The 17,911-nt window shown below is 60.7% G+C and carries 20 protein-coding genes; 11 read left to right on the forward strand and 9 right to left on the reverse strand.

Annotation, left to right across the window (positions count from 1 at the left end):
• Nucleotides 1–3: 3 nt before the first annotated feature.
• The 5 genes from aroE to ACZ889_RS19120 are packed head-to-tail and all read right to left on the reverse strand — an operon-like array spanning nucleotide 4 to nucleotide 3,842.
• Nucleotides 4–822, reverse strand: coding sequence for a shikimate dehydrogenase (aroE, locus tag ACZ889_RS19100; protein WP_180689980.1), 819 nt, complete (start codon nucleotides 820–822; stop codon nucleotides 4–6).
• Nucleotides 819–2,051, reverse strand: a complete 1,233-nt coding sequence (locus ACZ889_RS19105; protein WP_003248241.1) for a CaiB/BaiF CoA transferase family protein — start codon at nucleotides 2,049–2,051, stop codon at nucleotides 819–821. Before ACZ889_RS19105 ends, aroE begins: the two co-directional genes overlap by 4 nt.
• Nucleotides 2,048–2,503 (reverse strand): MaoC family dehydratase, encoded by a 456-nt coding sequence (locus ACZ889_RS19110; RefSeq protein ID WP_019751728.1) that lies wholly within the window; start codon nucleotides 2,501–2,503, stop codon nucleotides 2,048–2,050. Before ACZ889_RS19110 ends, ACZ889_RS19105 begins: the two co-directional genes overlap by 4 nt.
• On the reverse strand, nucleotides 2,500–2,898 hold the full coding sequence (locus ACZ889_RS19115) for a VOC family protein (protein WP_104961799.1): 399 nt from the start codon (nucleotides 2,896–2,898) through the stop codon (nucleotides 2,500–2,502). The genes ACZ889_RS19110 and ACZ889_RS19115 overlap by 4 nt, the downstream gene beginning before the upstream one ends.
• Nucleotides 2,895–3,842, reverse strand: a complete 948-nt coding sequence (locus tag ACZ889_RS19120) for a ketopantoate reductase family protein (protein WP_104961800.1) — start codon at nucleotides 3,840–3,842, stop codon at nucleotides 2,895–2,897. The genes ACZ889_RS19115 and ACZ889_RS19120 overlap by 4 nt, the downstream gene beginning before the upstream one ends.
• Before the next feature lie 93 nt (nucleotides 3,843–3,935).
• Between ACZ889_RS19120 and ACZ889_RS19125 the strand changes: the two genes are divergently transcribed.
• The 9 genes from ACZ889_RS19125 (at nucleotide 3,936) to ACZ889_RS19165 (ending at nucleotide 12,447) form a co-directional block, all read left to right on the forward strand.
• The gene (locus ACZ889_RS19125) at nucleotides 3,936–4,835 is read left to right on the forward strand and encodes a LysR family transcriptional regulator (protein ID WP_003248234.1); all 900 of its coding nucleotides are present in this window, start codon (nucleotides 3,936–3,938) and stop codon (nucleotides 4,833–4,835) included.
• A 345-nt stretch (nucleotides 4,836–5,180) separates the two neighbouring features.
• Entirely contained in the window at nucleotides 5,181–6,170 is a 990-nt protein-coding gene (locus ACZ889_RS19130) for an aldo/keto reductase (protein ID WP_179053021.1), read from the forward strand.
• The gene (locus tag ACZ889_RS19135; RefSeq protein ID WP_070096611.1) at nucleotides 6,167–6,757 is read left to right on the forward strand and encodes a flavodoxin; all 591 of its coding nucleotides are present in this window, start codon (nucleotides 6,167–6,169) and stop codon (nucleotides 6,755–6,757) included. The genes ACZ889_RS19130 and ACZ889_RS19135 overlap by 4 nt, the downstream gene beginning before the upstream one ends.
• Before the next feature lie 24 nt (nucleotides 6,758–6,781).
• On the forward strand, nucleotides 6,782–7,774 hold the full coding sequence (locus ACZ889_RS19140; RefSeq protein ID WP_014861121.1) for an aldo/keto reductase: 993 nt from the start codon (nucleotides 6,782–6,784) through the stop codon (nucleotides 7,772–7,774).
• Nucleotides 7,775–7,833: 59 nt separating this feature from the next.
• Nucleotides 7,834–8,301, forward strand: coding sequence for a (R)-mandelonitrile lyase (locus tag ACZ889_RS19145; protein WP_003248227.1), 468 nt, complete (start codon nucleotides 7,834–7,836; stop codon nucleotides 8,299–8,301).
• A gap of 229 nt (nucleotides 8,302–8,530) precedes the next feature.
• Nucleotides 8,531–9,304, forward strand: a complete 774-nt coding sequence (locus ACZ889_RS19150; protein ID WP_180689978.1) for a carboxymuconolactone decarboxylase family protein — start codon at nucleotides 8,531–8,533, stop codon at nucleotides 9,302–9,304.
• 121 nt (nucleotides 9,305–9,425) lie between these two features.
• Nucleotides 9,426–10,370 (forward strand): alpha/beta hydrolase, encoded by a 945-nt coding sequence (locus tag ACZ889_RS19155; protein ID WP_175442749.1) that lies wholly within the window; start codon nucleotides 9,426–9,428, stop codon nucleotides 10,368–10,370.
• Nucleotides 10,371–10,419: 49 nt separating this feature from the next.
• Nucleotides 10,420–11,472, forward strand: a complete 1,053-nt coding sequence (locus ACZ889_RS19160; RefSeq protein ID WP_004576668.1) for an alpha/beta hydrolase — start codon at nucleotides 10,420–10,422, stop codon at nucleotides 11,470–11,472.
• 81 nt (nucleotides 11,473–11,553) lie between these two features.
• Nucleotides 11,554–12,447: a LysR family transcriptional regulator gene (locus ACZ889_RS19165; RefSeq protein ID WP_003248221.1), complete on the forward strand. Its 894-nt coding sequence runs from the start codon at nucleotides 11,554–11,556 to the stop codon at nucleotides 12,445–12,447.
• Nucleotides 12,448–12,789: 342 nt separating this feature from the next.
• Here ACZ889_RS19165 and ACZ889_RS19170 read toward each other — a convergent pair whose 3' ends face one another.
• The 3 genes from ACZ889_RS19170 to ACZ889_RS19180 all read right to left on the reverse strand — a co-directional run bounded on the left by ACZ889_RS19170 (nucleotide 12,790) and on the right by ACZ889_RS19180 (nucleotide 15,214).
• Entirely contained in the window at nucleotides 12,790–13,551 is a 762-nt protein-coding gene (locus ACZ889_RS19170) for an SDR family NAD(P)-dependent oxidoreductase (RefSeq protein WP_019751731.1), read from the reverse strand.
• 211 nt (nucleotides 13,552–13,762) lie between these two features.
• Nucleotides 13,763–13,888: a DUF6196 family protein gene (locus ACZ889_RS19175; RefSeq protein ID WP_374222550.1), complete on the reverse strand. Its 126-nt coding sequence runs from the start codon at nucleotides 13,886–13,888 to the stop codon at nucleotides 13,763–13,765.
• 69 nt (nucleotides 13,889–13,957) lie between these two features.
• Entirely contained in the window at nucleotides 13,958–15,214 is a 1,257-nt protein-coding gene (locus ACZ889_RS19180) for an NADH:flavin oxidoreductase/NADH oxidase family protein (protein ID WP_180689977.1), read from the reverse strand.
• A 300-nt stretch (nucleotides 15,215–15,514) separates the two neighbouring features.
• On the opposite strand from ACZ889_RS19180, the gene ACZ889_RS19185 reads away from it, so the two are divergent.
• Both ACZ889_RS19185 and ACZ889_RS19190 read left to right on the forward strand, forming a co-directional pair.
• Nucleotides 15,515–16,318: a type 1 glutamine amidotransferase domain-containing protein gene (locus ACZ889_RS19185; protein ID WP_144000057.1), complete on the forward strand. Its 804-nt coding sequence runs from the start codon at nucleotides 15,515–15,517 to the stop codon at nucleotides 16,316–16,318.
• Nucleotides 16,319–16,431: 113 nt separating this feature from the next.
• Nucleotides 16,432–17,358, forward strand: a complete 927-nt coding sequence (locus tag ACZ889_RS19190; RefSeq protein ID WP_180690118.1) for an acetoacetate decarboxylase (ADC) — start codon at nucleotides 16,432–16,434, stop codon at nucleotides 17,356–17,358.
• Between the two features lie 15 nt (nucleotides 17,359–17,373).
• Here the strand turns inward: ACZ889_RS19190 and ACZ889_RS19195 are convergent, their stop codons facing one another.
• Entirely contained in the window at nucleotides 17,374–17,853 is a 480-nt protein-coding gene (locus ACZ889_RS19195) for a MerR family transcriptional regulator (protein ID WP_180689976.1), read from the reverse strand.
• Nucleotides 17,854–17,911: the final 58 nt, after the last annotated feature.

The raw sequence follows: 17,911 nt of genomic DNA on the forward strand, positions 1-17,911 counted from the left end.
GACCTACTCCAGGGGAATCGTCAGCTGATTGATCACGGCACGTGTGTCGGGCCGCACCCCGCGCCACCAGGCGAACGCCTCGGCGGCCTGCTCCACCAGCATGCCGACGCCATCGGCCAGGCGCGCCTGGCCCTGCTCGCGGGCCAGGCGCAGGAAAGGCGTGAGGCCTTTGCCATAGGCCAGTTCGTAGGCCAAGGCCGCCTCACCCAGCACATCAGCCGGCAGTGGCGGCAAGTCAGCGGTCAGGCTCGCCGAGGTGGCGTTGACCACGATGTCGAACGATTGCCCTTCCAGCGCTTCGTAGCGGCTGATGCGCAGACGCGGGTGATCGAGCTCGTTACGCAGCGCCAGCGCCTTGGCCATGTCCCGGTTGGCGATCACCAGCTCGCGTGGCCCCGCCTGCAGGAACGGCAGCAACGCCCCGCGCACCGCGCCGCCAGCGCCCAGCAGCAGCACTCGGCGGTTGCGCAGCGGCTCGCCAAGGTTCTCTTCGATGTCCCGCAGCAAACCGATGCCATCGAAGTTCTCGGCGACGATGCGGCCATCCTCGAACTTCAGCGCATTGGCCGCCCGTGCCAATTGCGCCCGCTCGCTGCGCCGGTCGGCCAGCTCGAAGGCACGCAGCTTGAACGGGGCAGTGATGTTCATGCCCTTCCCGCCTTCGCTACGAAACTGCAGTACCTGGGCCTCGAAGTCTTCCAGCGAGCCCTCGATAGCCCCGTATTCCAGCTGCTGGTTGCTGGCCTGAGCGAACAGGCCATGAATCAGTGGGGACTTGGTGTGGCTGATCGGTCGGCCGATCACTGCGTAGCGGTCGCTCATCGTGCATCTCCGTGGGTAAACAACACGCCATCCGCCTGCAAGGCAGTGATTTCTTCAGGGCTGAAGCCAAGCCCGGCGGCCACTTCGGCGTTGTGCTGGCCAAGGTCCGGGGCTACTTGGTGAATCGTGGTGTCGCAGTCGGAAAAGCGGAACGGCAGGTTGGCCAGGCGCAGCGTGCCGTAGCGTGGGTGCTGCTGCTCGATGACCATGTTGCGTGCCTGGATCTGCGGGTCGGCCAGCACTTCGTCGATGCGTTGAACCTTGGCACTGGGGATGTCGATGCCATCGAGCAACGCGAGGATCTCGGCCACCCGACGCGCGCCAACCCAGTCGCGGACCACCGCCAGGATCGCCTCGCGGTGGGCGTTGCGGCCGTTGAGGCTGTGGTAGCGGCGGTCGCTGCCGAACCCGGGCGGGCCGCCGTTAGCTTCGAGCATGGCCGCGAAGCGCTGCCAGGCATCGTCGACCTGGGCGGCGATCACCAGGTCGCCGTCGGTGGCGCGGAACACGCCGTACAGGGTCGAAGTGGGCATGTCGTGGCCGGTCTGCTGGGGCAACACAGTGCCACCGGACAGCGTGTAACACTGCACCGCGTATTCGTGCATCGACACCAGGGTGTCGTACAGCGCCATGTCGATGTGCTGGCCACGGCCACTGCTCACCCGGCCGAGCAGCGCGGCATTGATCGCCGCCACCGCGTGGATGCCGGTGTACATGTCGCCCAGGGAAATACGCAGCAGCGGCGGTGCCTCGCCCGGCACCCCAACCATCTGCATGATCCCGCTCTTGGCCTCGGCGATCAGGCCGAAGCCGGCGCGGTGGGCGTCCGGCCCGGTATGGCCGTAGGCGGAAATCGAGCAGTACACCAGGCGCGGGTTGCGCGCCGACAGCTCGGCGTAGCCCAGGCCCAGCTTGTCCAGAGCGCCGGGGCGGTAGTTCTCGATGAACACGTCGGCCGAATCGGTCAGACGCTGCATGAACGCCTTGCCGCGCGGGTCTTTCATGTTGACGCTGACGCCCTGCTTGCCCATGTTCAGCTGCAGGAAATAGCCGCTCTGCTGGTCGTCCAGGGTGAACGCATGCTGGCGGCCAGCGTCGCCGCTACCCGGCCGCTCGACCTTGATCACCTCTGCGCCGAGCGCCGCCAGGCAACGGCCGACATAGGGGCCGGCGAGGAAGTGGCTGTAGTCAATGACGCGGATACCCGCCAATGGCAATGCCTGGCTCATGCTACTGCCCTCCGCGGCACCATCAACCGGTGCTCGCCACGTTGCACGACTTCGCCGTGCTGGTTGATCAGTTCCGAAGGCAGCACCACGATGCCCCAGCCAGGTCGGCTGTTGCTCGGGCGCATCGCCCCCACCCGCATGCGCACGTGGAGCACGTCGTTGACCTTGATCGGCAGCACGAAGTCCCAGGTCCAGCCCAGCGACATGCCCGGTAGGAAGCGGTACTCGCACTGGGTCTTCAGGCCGTCGGCGATCGACAGCCCGAACAGGCCGTGGGCGACCAGGCAGCCAAAGTGGCTGGCGTTGGCGTAGGCCTCATCGACATGTACCGGGGTGTGGTCGCCGGTGAGGTCGGCGTAGGCCAGGATGCGTTCGCGGGTCACGGTGTAGGTCGGGCTGATGCACTCATCGCCTTCGCGGGCATCGTCCCAGTACTTTTCAATCACGCTCATGCCTGCACCTCCGCGCGCGGGTCGATGGCCAGTGCCTGGGCTACGCATTTGGGCGGCAGCGCCTGGATGAACTCCACCGCCAGGCCATCAGGCAGGCGCAGCCAGTTTCGGCCCTGGGGCATCTCACTGACGCCAAAGCGTTGGGCGGCGGCCAGCGCCGCTTCCAGGTCTTCGCACATGATGCCCAGGTGCGCCAGGCGCCCTTCCGGGCCTGCGAAGTCCGGCTGGTGAATGAACTGCAGGCCGCCGAGTGTCCAGTACTGCGCCGGTTGCTCGACGTCACCCTGCACTTCACGCATGGTCATGCCGCACACCTCGCTGAAAAAGCGGATATGCCACTGAATGTCCTGCACCCAGAACGCCACGTGTTCGAGGTAGGCTTTTGACTGGCTCATGGGGTTTCCCTTTTCTGGTGATCGGCCATGGCGCGCTCGATACCCTTGATGCAGGCCACCAGGGTTGCGTTGACCGGCGTGGCCACGCCATGGCGCTGGCCCCAGCGCACGACGGAGCCGTTGATGAAGTCGATTTCGGTGATCGAGTTTTTTTCCAGGCTCTGCAGCATCGAGGTGCGGAAGCTCGCCGGCAGGCCCTCGGCGGCCAGTGACCAGGCAGCCTCGGGGCTGGTCAGGCTCAAGCGGATGCCGGCGCGCTCGGCCACGGCAATGGCCTCGGCCACGGCGGCCTTGGCGGTGCTTTCCAGCAGCGGCTCGCTGTACAGCTGGCCGTAGCTGAGCATGGTGATGCCGCTCAATGCACCGGTGGCGACGTTGACCAGCAGCTTGTCCCACATGGTGCCGAGGATGTTGTCGCTGACCGTGGTGGCCAGCCCGGCATTGTTGAACGCTTCGGCGATGGCCTGCACGCGGGGCGTCAGCTGGCCGTCGAGCTCACCGATGAAAGTCTGTTTGCCGGCCACACCGGCGCGGATAGAGCCCGGCGCGAGTAGCACGCCGCCGACATAGGTCTTGCCAGCCAGCACCCGCTGGCGACCCACCACTTCGGCCAGGATGTCCTCGTGGCCGAGGCCGTTCTGCAGCGACAGCACCAGCGTCTGTGGGCCTATCAGCGCGAGGGCACCGGCGATGGCCTCTGCAGTGTGAAACGACTTCACCAGCACCACCACCAAGTCGGTCACGCCAACGTCTTCGGCTTCGATGGCCGCGTTGACCGGTACATAGCGCTCGCCCCGCTCGTCCTGCACCCGCAGACCATGCTGGTTCATCGCCTCGACATGCGCGCGGCCGCGGTTCAGCAGCCAGGTTTCATGCCCTGCCTCGCTCAGGGCCGCGCCGATGGCGCAACCCAGTGCACCGGCGCCCAGAATGCAGATTTTCACGTCGCAGACCTCCTGTGATTTGCGATCACCTTATGCAGCGGGGTTTATTTGCGCTATACAATGACCTCAATACAGCCATTGAGAATTTCAATAATGACTACCCTGGAGGCCCTGCCCGAACCCAAGCTGCTGCAGCTGTTCGACGTGCTGTACCAATGCCGCAGCGTGACCCGTGCCGCCGAACAGCTGGGGCAAAGCCAGCCGACCATCAGCATCTGGCTGGCGCGCCTGCGCGAGCAATTGAACGACCCGCTGTTCGTGCGTACGCCGGGCGGCATGGCCCCTACCCCCCGCGCCGATCAGCTGATAGGGCCGTGCCGCGAGGTGCTGGAATCGCTGCGCCGGCTGACCGCCTGGGAGCCACAGTTCATCGCCGCCACAGCGCAGCGGCGTTTTCGCCTGTGTGTCAGCGATGCCAGCCACATCACCTTGCTGCCAAGCATCCTCAACCATCTGCGCAGCCATGCGCCGGGCATCCGCCTGGAGGCGGCGCGGATCGACGGCAATACCGAGAGCGCGCTGGAGTCGGGCGAAGCGGACCTGGCCATCGGCTTCGTGCCCTGGCTGGGAGGGGGGATGTATCAGCAGGTGCTGTTCGAGCAGGACTGGGTGTGCCTGAGCAACCCGCAGCATCCGCGCCTGGGCGATGGCATGAGCCTGGAGCGGTATCGGGCCGAGGGGCATGTGCAGATCAGTTTCGGCACCGGGCAGAAGCTGCTGGAAGCGGGATTGGCGCGGGCCGGGATAGAACGGCGGATCATGCTCGAGCTGCCAGCGTTTCTCGGGTTAGGGATGATAATCGGGACTACCGATCTCCTGGGCACCTTGCCGCGGCATATCGGGCAGACACTGGCCGATATGCATGGGCTACAGGTCCATGACTGCCCGTTCGAAGTGGAGGGATTCACGGTCAAACAGCATTGGCATGCCCGCTATCATCAGGACAATGGAAATCGATGGTTGAGGGAAGTCGTTCGCGGATTGTTTCAGTAAGCCCGCCAAGCAGGCTCCCGTTTCGACTTGGATAGCAGGTCTGATTCAAGCCATCCGCTCTGGCCGCACGCCTATCTTCGCGAAGGATGGGCTTGGGTCGTAAATTGGCATTCACGACCGGCCGCTTTCGACCATAAGCGGTCGCTCGATTATTTACTATTAAACGCGAACGGCCTGTTTCTGAGCACTTGCTTAGGGCGTCTAGACGTCCATGAGGACACAGTCGCCACCTCCCGATTTCCGGGACTGATGAGCAAACCTCATGAACCCTTGCCGATTTCACCGTCTAGTCCCCGCTCGTTAGCTCGCTTACTGTGCTCCCAACGCCAATGTCGGGAGATCCAAATGCACAAGCGCACACTCGGAAACAGTTCACTCGAAGTGTCAGCCCTGGGTTTGGGTTGCATGGGACTGAGCCATGGCTACGGCCCGGCGACTGACACAAAACAAGCCATTGCGCTGATCCGATCGGCGGTTGACCGAGGCGTCACGCTCTTCGATACCGCCGAGGTTTACGGCCCTTACCTGAACGAACAAGTGGTAGGCGAAGCCCTCGCCCCGGTGCGCGATCAAGTGGTCATCGCCACCAAGTTCGGCTTCACCTTCGGCGACGACAATAAACAGCAGATTCTCAACAGCCGCCCTGAGCACATCCGGGTCGCGGTCGAGGGTTCGTTGCGTCGACTGAGGACCGATTACATCGATCTGCTTTACCAGCACCGCGTCGATCCGGATGTGCCGATCGAGGACGTCGCCGGGGTGGTGAAAGACTTGATTGGCGAAGGTAAGGTCAAGCACTTCGGCCTGTCAGAAGCTGGTGCGCAGACCATTCGCCGTGCGCACGCGGTACAGCCGGTCGCAGCGTTGCAAAGCGAATACTCGCTGTGGTGGCGCGAGCCTGAGCAGGAAATCCTGCCGACGCTGTGGGAGTTAGGCATCGGCCTCGTGCCGTTCAGCCCATTGGGCAAAGGTTTTCTCACCGGCGCGGTGTCGGCGCAGGCCACTTACGGCAGCGACGATTTCCGCAGCATCGTCCCCCGTTTCAGTCAGTCGGCGCTGCAAGCCAATCAGGGACTGGTGGTGTTGATTCGTCAGATCGCCGCGCAGAAACAAGCGACACCCGCACAGATCGCACTGGCATGGCTGCTCGCACAGGCGCCATGGATTGTGCCGATTCCGGGGACAACCAAACTGCATCGCCTGGAAGAAAACCTCGGCGGCGCGGACATCACGCTTGACGCCTTCGAACTTAAGGCAATTGATACAGCGCTGGCGCAGATTCGCATCGAAGGCGAGCGTTATCCCGAGGCCCTTAAGGCGCGCGTAGGTCGATGAGCAACGATCACGACCCGCTGCGGCGCACGGTGATCGCCGCACTGGCCAGCGCCCCGCTGCTGTCGCTCGCCGACACGCAAGGCGTCCGTCAAACACCGCGCTCAGGCTCGCGGATTCTGGTCGCGTACTTCTCGCGCTCAGGCAATACCCGCGTGGTCGCCGGGCTGATCCAGCGTGGACTGGGTGCCGATCTCTTCGAGATTCGCCCGGCCCACGCCTACCCCGAGGACTATCTGCAAACCGTGGAGCAAGCGCGTCAGGAGCGTGACAGCGGCTTCGAGCCCGAGCTGCAAAACAAGGTTCACGCCCTCAGCGACTACGACACGATCTATCTCGGCTTTCCGATCTGGGGTGAAACCGCCCCGCCCATCGTGCGCGCCTTTCTCAGCGCCCACGACCTGACCGGCAAGACCCTCATCCCCTTCAATACCCACGGCGGTTATGGCTTGGGCAACAGCCGCAGCGTGCTGGTCGAGCACGCGCCTAAGGTTAGGCTTCTCGAAGGTTTTGTGATGGAGAGTGAGCAGGAGCGCAAGACCATGGAACGTGTGAACGGCTGGCTGAGCAATCACCCCTGCACGCGTTAATCGAATTCTGTACGGAGTGACATCATGAAAATCCGCACGTTGGGCAATGGCCTGGAAGTGTCTGCACTGGGCCTTGGCTGCATGAGCATGACCTCGGCTTATGGGCCGGCTGCCGACAAAGCCGGCATGATCAAGCTGATTCGTTCGGCCCACGAGCAAGGCATCACTTTGTTCGACACCGCCGAAGCGTATGGCCCGTTCGCCAATGAAGAACTGCTGGGCGAGGCCTTGCAGCCGATCCGCGAGCAGGTCGTCATCGCCACCAAGTTCGGCTTCGATATCGACCTGATCACCGGTGCACGCGGCGGTGGAACCAACAGCCGCCCGGAACATATACGCGCCGTGGCCGAGGCGTCGTTGAAGCGTCTGCGCACCGATTGCATCGACCTGTTTTATCAGCACCGCGTCGATCCGCAGGTCCCCATCGAAGACGTCGCCGGCACCGTCAAGGATCTGATCGCTGAGGGCAAGGTCAAGCATTTCGGCCTATCTGAGGCGGGTGTGCAAACCATTCGCCGGGCGCACGCGGTGCAAGCGGTCACGGCGGTGCAGAGCGAATATTCGCTGTTCTGGCGAGGCCCGGAGTTGGAGCTGCTGGCCGTACTGGAAGAACTGGGAATCGGTTTCGTACCGTTCAGCCCCCTCGGAGCCGGTTTCCTCACCGGCCAGATCGATGAGCACACGCAGTTCGATGCCAGCGATTTCCGCAACTTCGTCCCGCGTTTTTCCCCTGAAGCGCGCAAGGCCAATCTGGCATTGGTCGAGGTGGTGAAAGCCGTCGCGCAACGCAAACACGCCACGCCGGCGCAAGTGGCGCTGGCCTGGTTGCTCGCACAGAGACCGTGGATTGTACCGATCCCAGGCACGACCAAACCCCATCGACTGGAAGAGAACCTGGGCGCAGTCGAACTGCAATTGACCGGTGACGATCTGCGCGAGATCAACCAACAGATGGCGCAGATTCAAGTGCACGGTGAACGCCTGCCGGAATCGGCACTGAAGATGACCGGACTCTGAGTCTGCCCAACGCGGCGCCATGTGCGGCGCCACTTTCACGTCTGAACGGAGTTGATCCGATGAACCGATTGATTGCACCACTCGTTGCTTTGTCATTCATGGCGGCAGAATCCCAGGCCGCCAGCGAAATCCGCGTTACGCCGAACGGCTCGCAGCCCTCGGTCAAGGGCGCTGCTCAAAACTTTACCGGCACGGTGCGCGTTGATGGCCTGTTCAACGGTGATGCGCCGGCGCGCATCGGCGGCGGCACGGTGACCTTCGAGCCCGGCGCACGCACGGCGTGGCACACCCACCCGCTGGGCCAAACGCTGATCGTCACCGCCGGCGTCGGCTACGTGCAGCAAGAGGGCGGCCCGCGACAGGAAATCCGGCCGGGCGACACTGTCTGGATTCCGCCGCACACCCGTCACTGGCATGGCGCCACGGCCAGCAACGGCATGACCCACATCGCCATCGCTGAAGCCGAGGACGGCAACACCGTCACCTGGGCAGAACAGGTCTCGGAGGCGCAATACGCCGGCCAATGAAGTTACGGAATGTGTCGAAGTTGTTCGCCCGGCACTTTTATCGCAGTCCGTCATCCGCCCTACAGGCCCCGCATCAGCGGGGTCGCGCCGGAATTGCAGCGGTAAGGTCAAGGTCGACTCATGAGCTCTGCTCAGAAGTCCATGCGCAATTTCGGGGTTAATCGATACAACCATCCTCCGTACGATCCAGCGACACCCCGGTGACCTGCAACGAATGGAGCCTTTCACGATGACCATTGACGCACGCAACAACGCTACCCTACCCGCACTCATGGCGCTTTGTCTGGGCATCGGGGCGATGTTCAGCGTTACCACTCAAGCAGCCGAGGCATCGCAGACCATGGCCAGCAAGCCCACCAGCGCAGCCACGTTGTCGCACCAACAACAAACGATCCCTCTGATCGCCGCGTTCATGGCGACCAGCGACATGCCCAACCTCAACACCGCGCTCAATCAAGGGCTCGATGCCGGCCTGACCATCAGCGAAACCCGGGAAATTCTGGTGCAGCTGTACGCCTATGTGGGCTTCCCGCGTAGCCTTAACGCCTTGAACGAGCTGATGACCGTGGTGCAGGCGCGCAAAAAGCGCGGTATCGAAGACGTGCCGGGGCGTGAGCCGAGCCGGCCGACCCCGATCGGGGATGAGCTGCTGGCCGCCGGCACTGCAAATCAAACCCGGATCTCCGGCGCCCCGGTCAAAGGCCCGGTGTTCGAGTTCGCGCCAGTGATCAACCGTTTCCTGCAAACCCACCTGTTCGGCGACATCTTCGAGCGTGACAACCTCGACTGGCAAAGCCGCGAACTGGCGACCGTCGGGGCCCTGGCGGCAACGCCTGGGGTCGAGCCGCAACTACGCGCGCACATGGCGGCGAGCCTGCGCGTCGGTCTGAGCCCGGCACAGTTGCACGAGGTCACGGAACTGCTGAAAAAACACGGCGATGCGCAGACGGCTGAACGCGCCAACACCGCGTTGGCCCAGGCCCTCGCGGCGTCGGGGAAATGACATGAAATCTGCAAAGTACCTGCTGAGCATCACGCTGTTGAGCGTGTTGGCGGCCTGCGCGAACCACCCCGATGGCTCGTTGCTGATTCAACAACAAGGCAGCTTCGCCGCAGGCGGAACGGTGACCACTGCACCGGGCACCTTCAACCCGCACCAACCGATGACGCCCAACGGCCAGACCTACCATGGTGACCACGCCTACGCCTTCTATCAAATCCCGGTGGATGCGCGAAAGCTGCCCATCGTCATGTGGCACGGTGCGGGTCAGTTTTCCAAGACCTGGGAAACCACCGCCGATGGTCGCGAAGGCTTTCAGAACATCTTTCTGCGCCGCCATTACGGCGTCTATCTGATCGATCAGCCCCGGCGTGGCGATGCTGGACGCAGCATGGTCGAGACCACAATCAAGCCTGTGCCTGACGAACAACTGTGGTTCAACCAGTTCCGCATCGGCTTGTGGCCCAACTACTTCAAGGGCGTACAAGTGGCACAGGACGCCCAGACCCGCGAGCAGTTTTTCCGGGCGATGACGCCGAACACCGGGCCGTTCGACATGGGCGTGGTCGCTGATGGCGTGTCAGCACTTTTCGACAAAATCGGCCCAGGGATTTTATTCACCCACTCGCAAGGTGGCGGGCCGGGCTGGTTGACGGCGATCAAGAACGACAAGGTCAAGGCCATCGTGGCGTTCGAGCCGGGCAGCAGCTTCGTGTTTGCAGATGGTGAAGTGCCTGCGCCGATTCCCAGCGCGTTCGACACGGTGCAAGGCGCGGCGGTGCCGATGGAGCAATTCATGGCCCTCACTCGCATTCCGATCCTGATCCTTTACGGCGACAACATCCCGGAGCAGGCGGTCGACCTGCCCGCTCAGGACAGTTGGCGCGCACGCCTGGAAATGGCCAGGCTCTGGCGTGACGCGGTCAATCGCCACGGCGGGGATGTTCGATTGATCCATCTGCCGGAAATCGGCATTCACGGCAATACCCATTTCCCCATGTCGGATCTGAACAACGTGCAGATCGCTGACCTGGTCGCGCAATTCCTCAGAGATAAACAACTGGACTGACCCAAACACATCTGCAACTGCCGCCCTTTGGATTGCTCAGGAGCTTCACGTGAAAAACACTCTCAAAGCCACGCTCATGTCGGCATTGGTCGGCCTCTCGGCGGGCGAAGCCTTGGCCGCCGATTACAAAAAGAACCCGTTCACCCTCACCTACGACGGCGCGATCAGCAAGAACGAACCGGGCAAGGTCAACATCCACCCGGTCAGCTATAAACTCAATGGTCTGGACATCGCCGCCAACGTTTACACTCCAGCCAACTACGATGCGAAGAAGACCTACCCGACCGTGGTCGTTGCCCACCCCAATGGCGGCGTGAAAGAACAAGTCGCCGGTCTGTATGCCCAACGCCTGGCCGAACAGGGCTACATCACCATCACGGCCGATGCGGCGTATCAGGGTGCCAGCGGTGGTCAGCCGCGCAGCATCGATAAACCGGCGTATCGCATCGAAGACATTCACGGCATGGCCGACTTCATCAGCCAATTTGCCGGCGTCGATGACAAGCGTCTGGGCCTGCTCGGCATCTGTGGTGGCGGTGGTTATTCGTTGGCGGCAGCGCAAACCGACAAACGCTTCAAATCGCTGGCAACCGTGAGCATGTTCAATTCGGGCCGGGTACGTCGCAACGGCTACAACGACTCGCAACTGGACAGCATTCAGCAACGCCTGCAACAGGCGTCAGCAGCCCGCGCGCAAGAAGCGGCCGGCGGCGCGGTGCTGTACTCGGGCGATGCCAACCTCACCGACGAGCAGATTGCCAAACTGCCCTTCGAGCTGTATCGCCAAGGTTATGAATACTACTGGAAGACCCACGCGCACCCGAACTCGACCTTCAAATACACCACCAGCAGCCTGATCGACTTGATGCGTTTCGACGCCACTGACCATATCGAGCTGATCAACCAACCGTTGCTGATGATCGCGGGCAGCAAAGCCGATAGCCTGTACATGACGCAGGACGCCTTTCCCAAAGCCACCGGCACCACCGACAAGGAAGTGTTTATCCTCGACGGCGCGACGCACATCGAAACCTATTGGGTGCCGCGTTATGTCGATGCCGCAATTGGCAAACTGACCGCGTTTTACGCCCGCACCTTGTAATTACCGCTCTTGGGGTCGCGCTTCCGTGTGTAACCTGCTTTCATGGATTAATCCCGCGCCCCTCATGAGAGGTTCTCATCAATGTCACGCGCCAATCTAAACGACCTGCAAGCCTTCGTGGTCATCACTCGCGAAGGCAGTTTCACCCGCGCGGCCGCTCAGCTTGGCGTCTCGCAGTCAGCGCTGAGCCACACCATGCGCGCGCTGGAAAGCCGATTGGGCGTCCGCCTGCTGACACGTACCACCCGCAGCGTGTCGCCCACCGAGGCGGGTCAGCGGCTGTATCAATCGATGGCGCCGAGGTTCGATGAAATTGAACTCGAACTGGCTGCGGTCAGCGAGTTTCGTGACACCCCAGCAGGCAATGTGCGGATTCAAGCATCCGAACATGCCGCCAACAATATTCTGTGGCCCAAGCTATTGAAGGTGCTACCCGACTATCCGGACATCAAAGTCGAAATCACTGTCGACTACGCCCTCTCCGACATCGTCGCGCAACGCTATGACGCCGGAGTACGTTTGGGAGATCAGGTGGCTAAGGACATGATCGCCGTTCCTATCGGCCCACCCTTGCGCATCGCGGTCGTGGGCTCACCCGAGTATTTCAAACAGCGGCCGGTGCCGAAGGAGCCCGGTGATCTGGCCGCGCAAAATTGCATCAATCTACGCCTACCCACCCATGGCAGCCTGATGCAATGGGATTTTGAGAAGGATGGTCACGAACTGAAGGCCCGTGTCGAAGGACAATGGACGTTCAACAGCAGCCTGCCGATCCTGCGTGCGGCCGTGGCGGGATGTGGCTTGGGGTTCCTGCCGGAGGACATGGTGGCGAAGGAGCTAGCGGACGGTAGCCTTGTGCGGGTATTGGAAGATTGGTGCCAACCCTTTGCCGGTTACCATCTTTACTACCCCAATCGCCGAGAACATTCGTCAGCGTTTGGCGTTGTAGTTGAAGCGTTACTCTACAAGCACTGAGTCATCGACCTTCAAGGCGTCTGACTTTTACCCGCCCCACAAACCCGCGAATGAGTAGATATCTTTGATCGACTGCAGGCGTACGCGACCGATTGCAATCGGTCGTTAGAAGTCCTTCGTGAAGGGCTGCTTTGGGTCCAGGCTGTGTGAAAACGCCTGCGATTGTCTAACCTTCTGATCGTCGAGATCGTGGCGCCAAGGCTGAGCATCTTCGGCATCATAGGGCTACTTGAGGCGATCAGGGCGTGAATCCCGCCGCTTGCTGGCCCGTAAACAGGCATATGGGCCAGCAAGCGCCCCATATGGCCTTCTTCTCTTCTGCTCCACCGGAACACGCTAAACCTAAGTCAGATTCAACCCACCGTCTGAAAGGAGTATCTCGCCGGTCAAGTAGTCCGACTCGACCAGCATGACAACAGCTTTTGCGATGTCGTCTGGGCTGGCGGCCCTGCGCATGGGTGCGCGAGTTCGCCACAACTCTTGGGCCTCTGTCCACTCTGCGGTCAGAGGCGTGTCGACCAAGCCAGGCGCCACAGCGTTTACGCGAATGTCTGGCCCCAGCGATAGCGCGAGCAAGCGGGTCATGTGATTTAGCGCAGCTTTGCTTACCGCATAGGGAATCGATGCGCCCTTAGGACGGGTACCGGCATGCGAACTGATGTTTACGACGCAACCTGCTCGACGGTAACGGGCGGCATCGCGCAGTGCCGACTCGGCCAAAGCAACCAGATGGAACGGTGCCACGACATTAACCTCGTTAAGCTCGTGCCACACCGTCGAACTGGCAGCGGCAAGGTCGCCGTGCGCAATGACTCTGCTAATACCGGCGTTATTGACCAGTACGTCGAGCTGCCCCCACGCGGCGATAGCCTCGTTAACAAGCCTGACCCTGTCCGCTTCGACAGCAAGATCAGCTTGCAAGTAAATAGCCTGCTTCATTTCGGCAACCATCGCGCGTCCCGTATCCGCAGAATTTCGCGAATGGAGCACCACCGCATAGCCTGCCCGGCTAAGGACACGTGCAATGGCTGCGCCGATACCGGACGTTGATCCTGTCACCAACGCAACGCGTAATGCGTTATCAGTTGTCGGATTGGGTGTCATATGGGTATCTCGAATGGAGTGCTAAAGAGTAAGCGGCCAGCGTACACACCTTGCACAGATCAGTCAGCCATCCACAGATGCGGAAGCAGTTGCTCGGTCTCACTGGCTCACTGCGTCGGCAGCCGCGTCAGCACATCGTTTAGCTACGCGCATGGGTCATGACCCTTCAGCCGCTCAGAAGCTGATATCGTGGGACACGCGAACGTATCCGCTACCGGGAATCTGCTTGGCCATCTACCAACGTCTGGATCTCTGCGAAGACATCTGAAGCCAGGCTAGCCGGGACGACCCAATTATCAAAAATCCCGCCCTCCTCTCGATTCTGGCCACCAGTCACAAAATGCCGGTCCCAAACTTCTGCTTCAGGCGCATTGCCAAACAGCCAACGAGCCCTCTACAGCGATCGTCATCTTGCGTCTCCCAGGCCCTTGTCATGCGCAGACGTTTCAATCCATTTTCGATACTGGCGCGTGCGATAAGCCATGAAGAGCTGTTGCACGATCAGCGCGCGCAACGGCGAAACGCTCGGATCGGGCTTTTTAGCCCGGCTGAGTTTGCGCAGTTGAAACTTCACTACTGCCATGTTTGCCAAGGATGCGATGGCTTTGTTTTTCCAGGTGATCGGCGGCAATTGAGGGGCGTTTTCTTTGCCCTGCAACCAGTCACGAGGCAAGTGCGGATCGATGGCTAACGCCGTGCCGATACCCACCATGTCCACACCGCTCTGCACGACGCTTTCGGCCACCGGGCGGCGACGTATACCGCCAGTGACCATCACCGGCATTTTGGCGACGGTTTGGAGATCACGGGCGAACTCGACGAAATACGCTTCGCGAGCCAGGGTGCGACCATCGCGCGCGTCACCCTGCATGGCGGGGACTTCGTAGCTGCCTCCCGATAACTCCACCATGTCTACGCCCAGGTCGTTGAGCCACTCAACGACCTTTTTCGCGTCTTCGGTGGTGAACCCTCCACGCTGGAAATCGGCGGAGTTGAGTTTGACCGCCACTGCAAAATCCACAGAAACCTCGGCCCTGACCGCCTTGACGATTTCGAGCAACAGGCGCGCCCGGTTTTCCAGAGAGCCACCCCACTCGTCCTTCCTTTGGTTGGTCAACGGCGAAAGGAACTGGCTCAACAAATAGCCATGGGCAGCGTGGATCTCCACACCTGTGAATCCGGCTTGTTCGCCCAGGCGTGCGGTGTTCGCAAAGCGCTGAATAACCTCTTCGATCACGCCGGGGGGCATCGCGTGAGGCGTGGCAAAACGCTTGGACATTGTGCCCAGTTCCAGCGGCACGGCTGACGGTGCCCAGGTATTTTGCCCAAGATTGGACTGCATCTGCCGCCCTGGGTGGTTAATTTGCAACCAGAACTGCGCGCCGCCGGATCGACCAATACGCGCCCAGCGCTTGAACTTGCCCAGTTGCTGATCGTCCTGTAACACCACGCCACCCGGTCCGGTCATGGCGCGGCCGTCGACCATCACATTGCCGGTGATAATCAGGCCAGCACCACCGTCGGCCCACGCTTGATAGAGACGCATGAGTGCTTCGGAAGGCGCCTGGTCGGCATCCGCCATGTTCTCTTCCATGGCGGCTTTGGCGATTCGGTTCTTGACGGTCGAACCGTTGGGAAGCATCAGGGTGTCGAACACATTCATGGAGCAGTCCTCAACTGGATATGCGGCCACCTTAAGTTTGAAGTCGACTTTAAGGTCAATACCTTTTTCAAGGTCAGTCGATGTTCAACGCGCCAGGCCCTGGCAAGTGTGTCACCCGATGGGCGCCCGACAACCGAGTGGGGTGTTCAATCGAAGTCTTGGCAGCACCGGGTGAACAGCTCGAGCGCGAATCAAACCCCAGCGCCAGATGCGTCGGAAATTATTTGCAGCATTGGGGATTGACCTTAAAGCGAGGTTTAAGGTGAGCATGCGCTGACCTGCTTGAGTGATGGAACTCGGGTGATGCTCAAGACCGTTGTTTCTTATGCGTTGGTACTGATAGGTAGCGCTTTCATGACATTTTCAACTGCTGGCACCGCCGCTTCCACAATGACTGCCAAGAATCGCCAAATGCTGGTGATTCTGACCAATCACGCCAGATATCCCTCACGCACCGATTCCACGGGGTTGTGGCTTACTGAGCTGACGCATTTCACCGATGTGGTGGAGGCGGCTGGCTACAGCACAGTTTTTGCCAGTCCCAAAGGCGGTGCGGTGCCACTGGACGAGCGCAGTCTCGGTTGGCTGTACATGGACAAAGCCGCGCGTGAGCATTTGCAGTCCCCGGCCTTTCGCACTCGCTTGCAAAACACGCTGCCGATCGCCGATATCGATCCGTCCCAGTTCGGCGTCATCTACTTCACCGGGGGCCATGGCGTGATGTGGGACTTCCCCAATAATCCCGACCTGCGACGTGTCGCCGAAACCATCTACAACCAGGGTGGCATCGTCTCGGCCGTCTGCCATGGCGTAGCGGGCCTGCTGGATCTGAAGGATGAAAAGGGCCAGTTGATCATCAAGGGCAAGAACATCACCGGCTTCTCTGATCGCGAAGAGCTGTTCTCCGGCATGAAAAGCCAGGTGCCCTTCTTCCTTGAGGACAAGTTGGTGAGTCAGGGTGCTCGGTACCGCAAAGGCTGGCTGCCATTCACGTCATTTGCCATCACGGATGGAAGGCTTGTCACCGGCCAAAACCCTCAATCGCCCAAAGCCGTAGCTGAAGCCGTGGTGGCGGTGCTCTCTGGCAACAACGTAGCTCGCTGAACCCTCAAGCAGTTCCCACCGCGGAGAAAGACCGATTGAAACTCGCACGCACCGTATTAACAGGATTGCTGTTCAGCTCAATTGCCAACCAAGGGTTGGCGGGGACGCCTGAAATGCTCACTTCGAATGAAACCAACACAATCGAAATCGCAGGCCACCCAGTGCCGGTCGTCAAAGGCGGCCTGTACGACCGTTATCGCTCGAACCCGCCCTTGTCGGTGATTGCAGCAGAGCTGCCGGGTGTTGATTTGAGCTGGTTCAAAGGACTGGAAAAGCACAAGGTCGACATCGGCTTCGAGTCATACTCCCCGAACTTTTACTACCAGAACAGTCGGGTAACGGCTGTCTACACGGCCGACTTGGACGCACTTCGGGCATTGATGCCGCCGGAAGTACTAGCAACCGCATCCCCCCTGCAAGTCTGGCCAGGCCGTGGCTTGGTTGCGTTTACTGCATACACCTATGAGCATTGTGATAACGACGCCTATAACGAAGTGGCCGTGTCGATCATTACCAACACGCCAGGCAAAGCCAATCTGGGTCCGTTCACACTGATTGGACAGTCGATGTCCGGCGACTTCTGGGGCTATGTGCTCAAGCTGCCGGTCAATACCGAGCTTGCACGGGTGCGTGGTGTCGTCGGTTACAACCTGCCTAAATGGCTGACAGGTATCGACCGCAAAGAAGATGCCCAGTCTGTGGTCTATGACATTACCGACAGCCAGACCGGAAAAGTCGATGTGTCCTTCAAAGCGAAGAAACTCGACAAGCTCTCTCGCGAAGTCGATATCGTCACCAGCAGCTTCACCAATCTCGATCATCAGGGCCAGTTGGCATACGGTTATGCGGTTTCCCGCCAACTCCGTCACGGCTCGAGCCGCGACGCAGATTCAGCCACCCTCACACTAGGCGACGGCGCTCTGTCGAATTACCTCCGCACCCTGAAGCTTGGGAAAATGATGAAGTACGAATACGTGCCAGCGTTCCAGAGTGCGCTCTATGCCCCCAGACCACTCGCCGGCCTGATTGGCGAGCGCTGAGACCTTTTGCGCCTGTCAGGCCCCGGAAGCCTGGCGGGTGTTTTTTCTCGTTGAAGACGTTACCGCACGCTTGCCGGACGCTTGGCCAACCCCTTCTTCACGCAAACGATTTATCAGCATTTGCGCATTGTCCGCACACGCCATGCCTTCGGGCTTACCCTCGATGCCTTCGATGACGAGCAGAAGTTGCGCTTTGTTTTGTGCCAGCCGTTCCTCCAGCGCACTGATTTCCTCAACCTTTTGCTTGAGCCCAGTGAGCAACTCGTCGTGCCGCCAGCCACTGGTGTCCATCGGCATCAGTTGCCGGATCTCCTCCAAAGAAAAACCTGCTGCCTGTGCGCTGGTTATGAGTTGCAGAACCCATTCGGTATCAGGCGCATAGTCCCGGTATCCATTGGCCTTGCGCTCGACGGCGCTGATCAAGCCACTGGCTTCATAGAAACGGATGCGTGACGGAGCCAGCCCACTGATTTTTGCCAGTTCGCCTATTCTCATACCTCACCCTGAAAAACCTATTGACCTTAAAGTTGACTTTAAGTCTAAAGTCATCGGG

The sequence above is a fragment of the Pseudomonas sp. TE3895 genome (assembly GCF_056278855.1).

Excerpts from the sequence above, each read along its gene's own strand:
- ACZ889_RS19195 (WP_180689976.1), bottom strand. The coding sequence starts at position 17,853 with ATGAGAATAGGCGAACTGGCAAAAATCAGTGGGCTGGCTCCGTCACGC.
- ACZ889_RS19145 (WP_003248227.1), top strand. The coding sequence starts at position 7,834 with ATGAACCGATTGATTGCACCACTCGTTGCTTTGTCATTCATGGCGGCA.
- ACZ889_RS19180 (WP_180689977.1), bottom strand. The coding sequence starts at position 15,214 with ATGAATGTGTTCGACACCCTGATGCTTCCCAACGGTTCGACCGTCAAG.
- ACZ889_RS19190 (WP_180690118.1), top strand. The coding sequence starts at position 16,432 with ATGCTCACTTCGAATGAAACCAACACAATCGAAATCGCAGGCCACCCA.
- ACZ889_RS19105 (WP_003248241.1), bottom strand. The coding sequence starts at position 2,051 with ATGAGCCAGGCATTGCCATTGGCGGGTATCCGCGTCATTGACTACAGC.
- ACZ889_RS19110 (WP_019751728.1), bottom strand. The coding sequence starts at position 2,503 with ATGAGCGTGATTGAAAAGTACTGGGACGATGCCCGCGAAGGCGATGAG.
- aroE (WP_180689980.1), bottom strand. The coding sequence starts at position 822 with ATGAGCGACCGCTACGCAGTGATCGGCCGACCGATCAGCCACACCAAG.
- ACZ889_RS19115 (WP_104961799.1), bottom strand. The coding sequence starts at position 2,898 with ATGAGCCAGTCAAAAGCCTACCTCGAACACGTGGCGTTCTGGGTGCAG.
- ACZ889_RS19130 (WP_179053021.1), top strand. The coding sequence starts at position 5,181 with ATGCACAAGCGCACACTCGGAAACAGTTCACTCGAAGTGTCAGCCCTG.
- ACZ889_RS19135 (WP_070096611.1), top strand. The coding sequence starts at position 6,167 with ATGAGCAACGATCACGACCCGCTGCGGCGCACGGTGATCGCCGCACTG.
- ACZ889_RS19170 (WP_019751731.1), bottom strand. The coding sequence starts at position 13,551 with ATGACACCCAATCCGACAACTGATAACGCATTACGCGTTGCGTTGGTG.
- ACZ889_RS19125 (WP_003248234.1), top strand. The coding sequence starts at position 3,936 with ATGACTACCCTGGAGGCCCTGCCCGAACCCAAGCTGCTGCAGCTGTTC.
- ACZ889_RS19150 (WP_180689978.1), top strand. The coding sequence starts at position 8,531 with ATGACCATTGACGCACGCAACAACGCTACCCTACCCGCACTCATGGCG.
- ACZ889_RS19140 (WP_014861121.1), top strand. The coding sequence starts at position 6,782 with ATGAAAATCCGCACGTTGGGCAATGGCCTGGAAGTGTCTGCACTGGGC.
- ACZ889_RS19165 (WP_003248221.1), top strand. The coding sequence starts at position 11,554 with ATGTCACGCGCCAATCTAAACGACCTGCAAGCCTTCGTGGTCATCACT.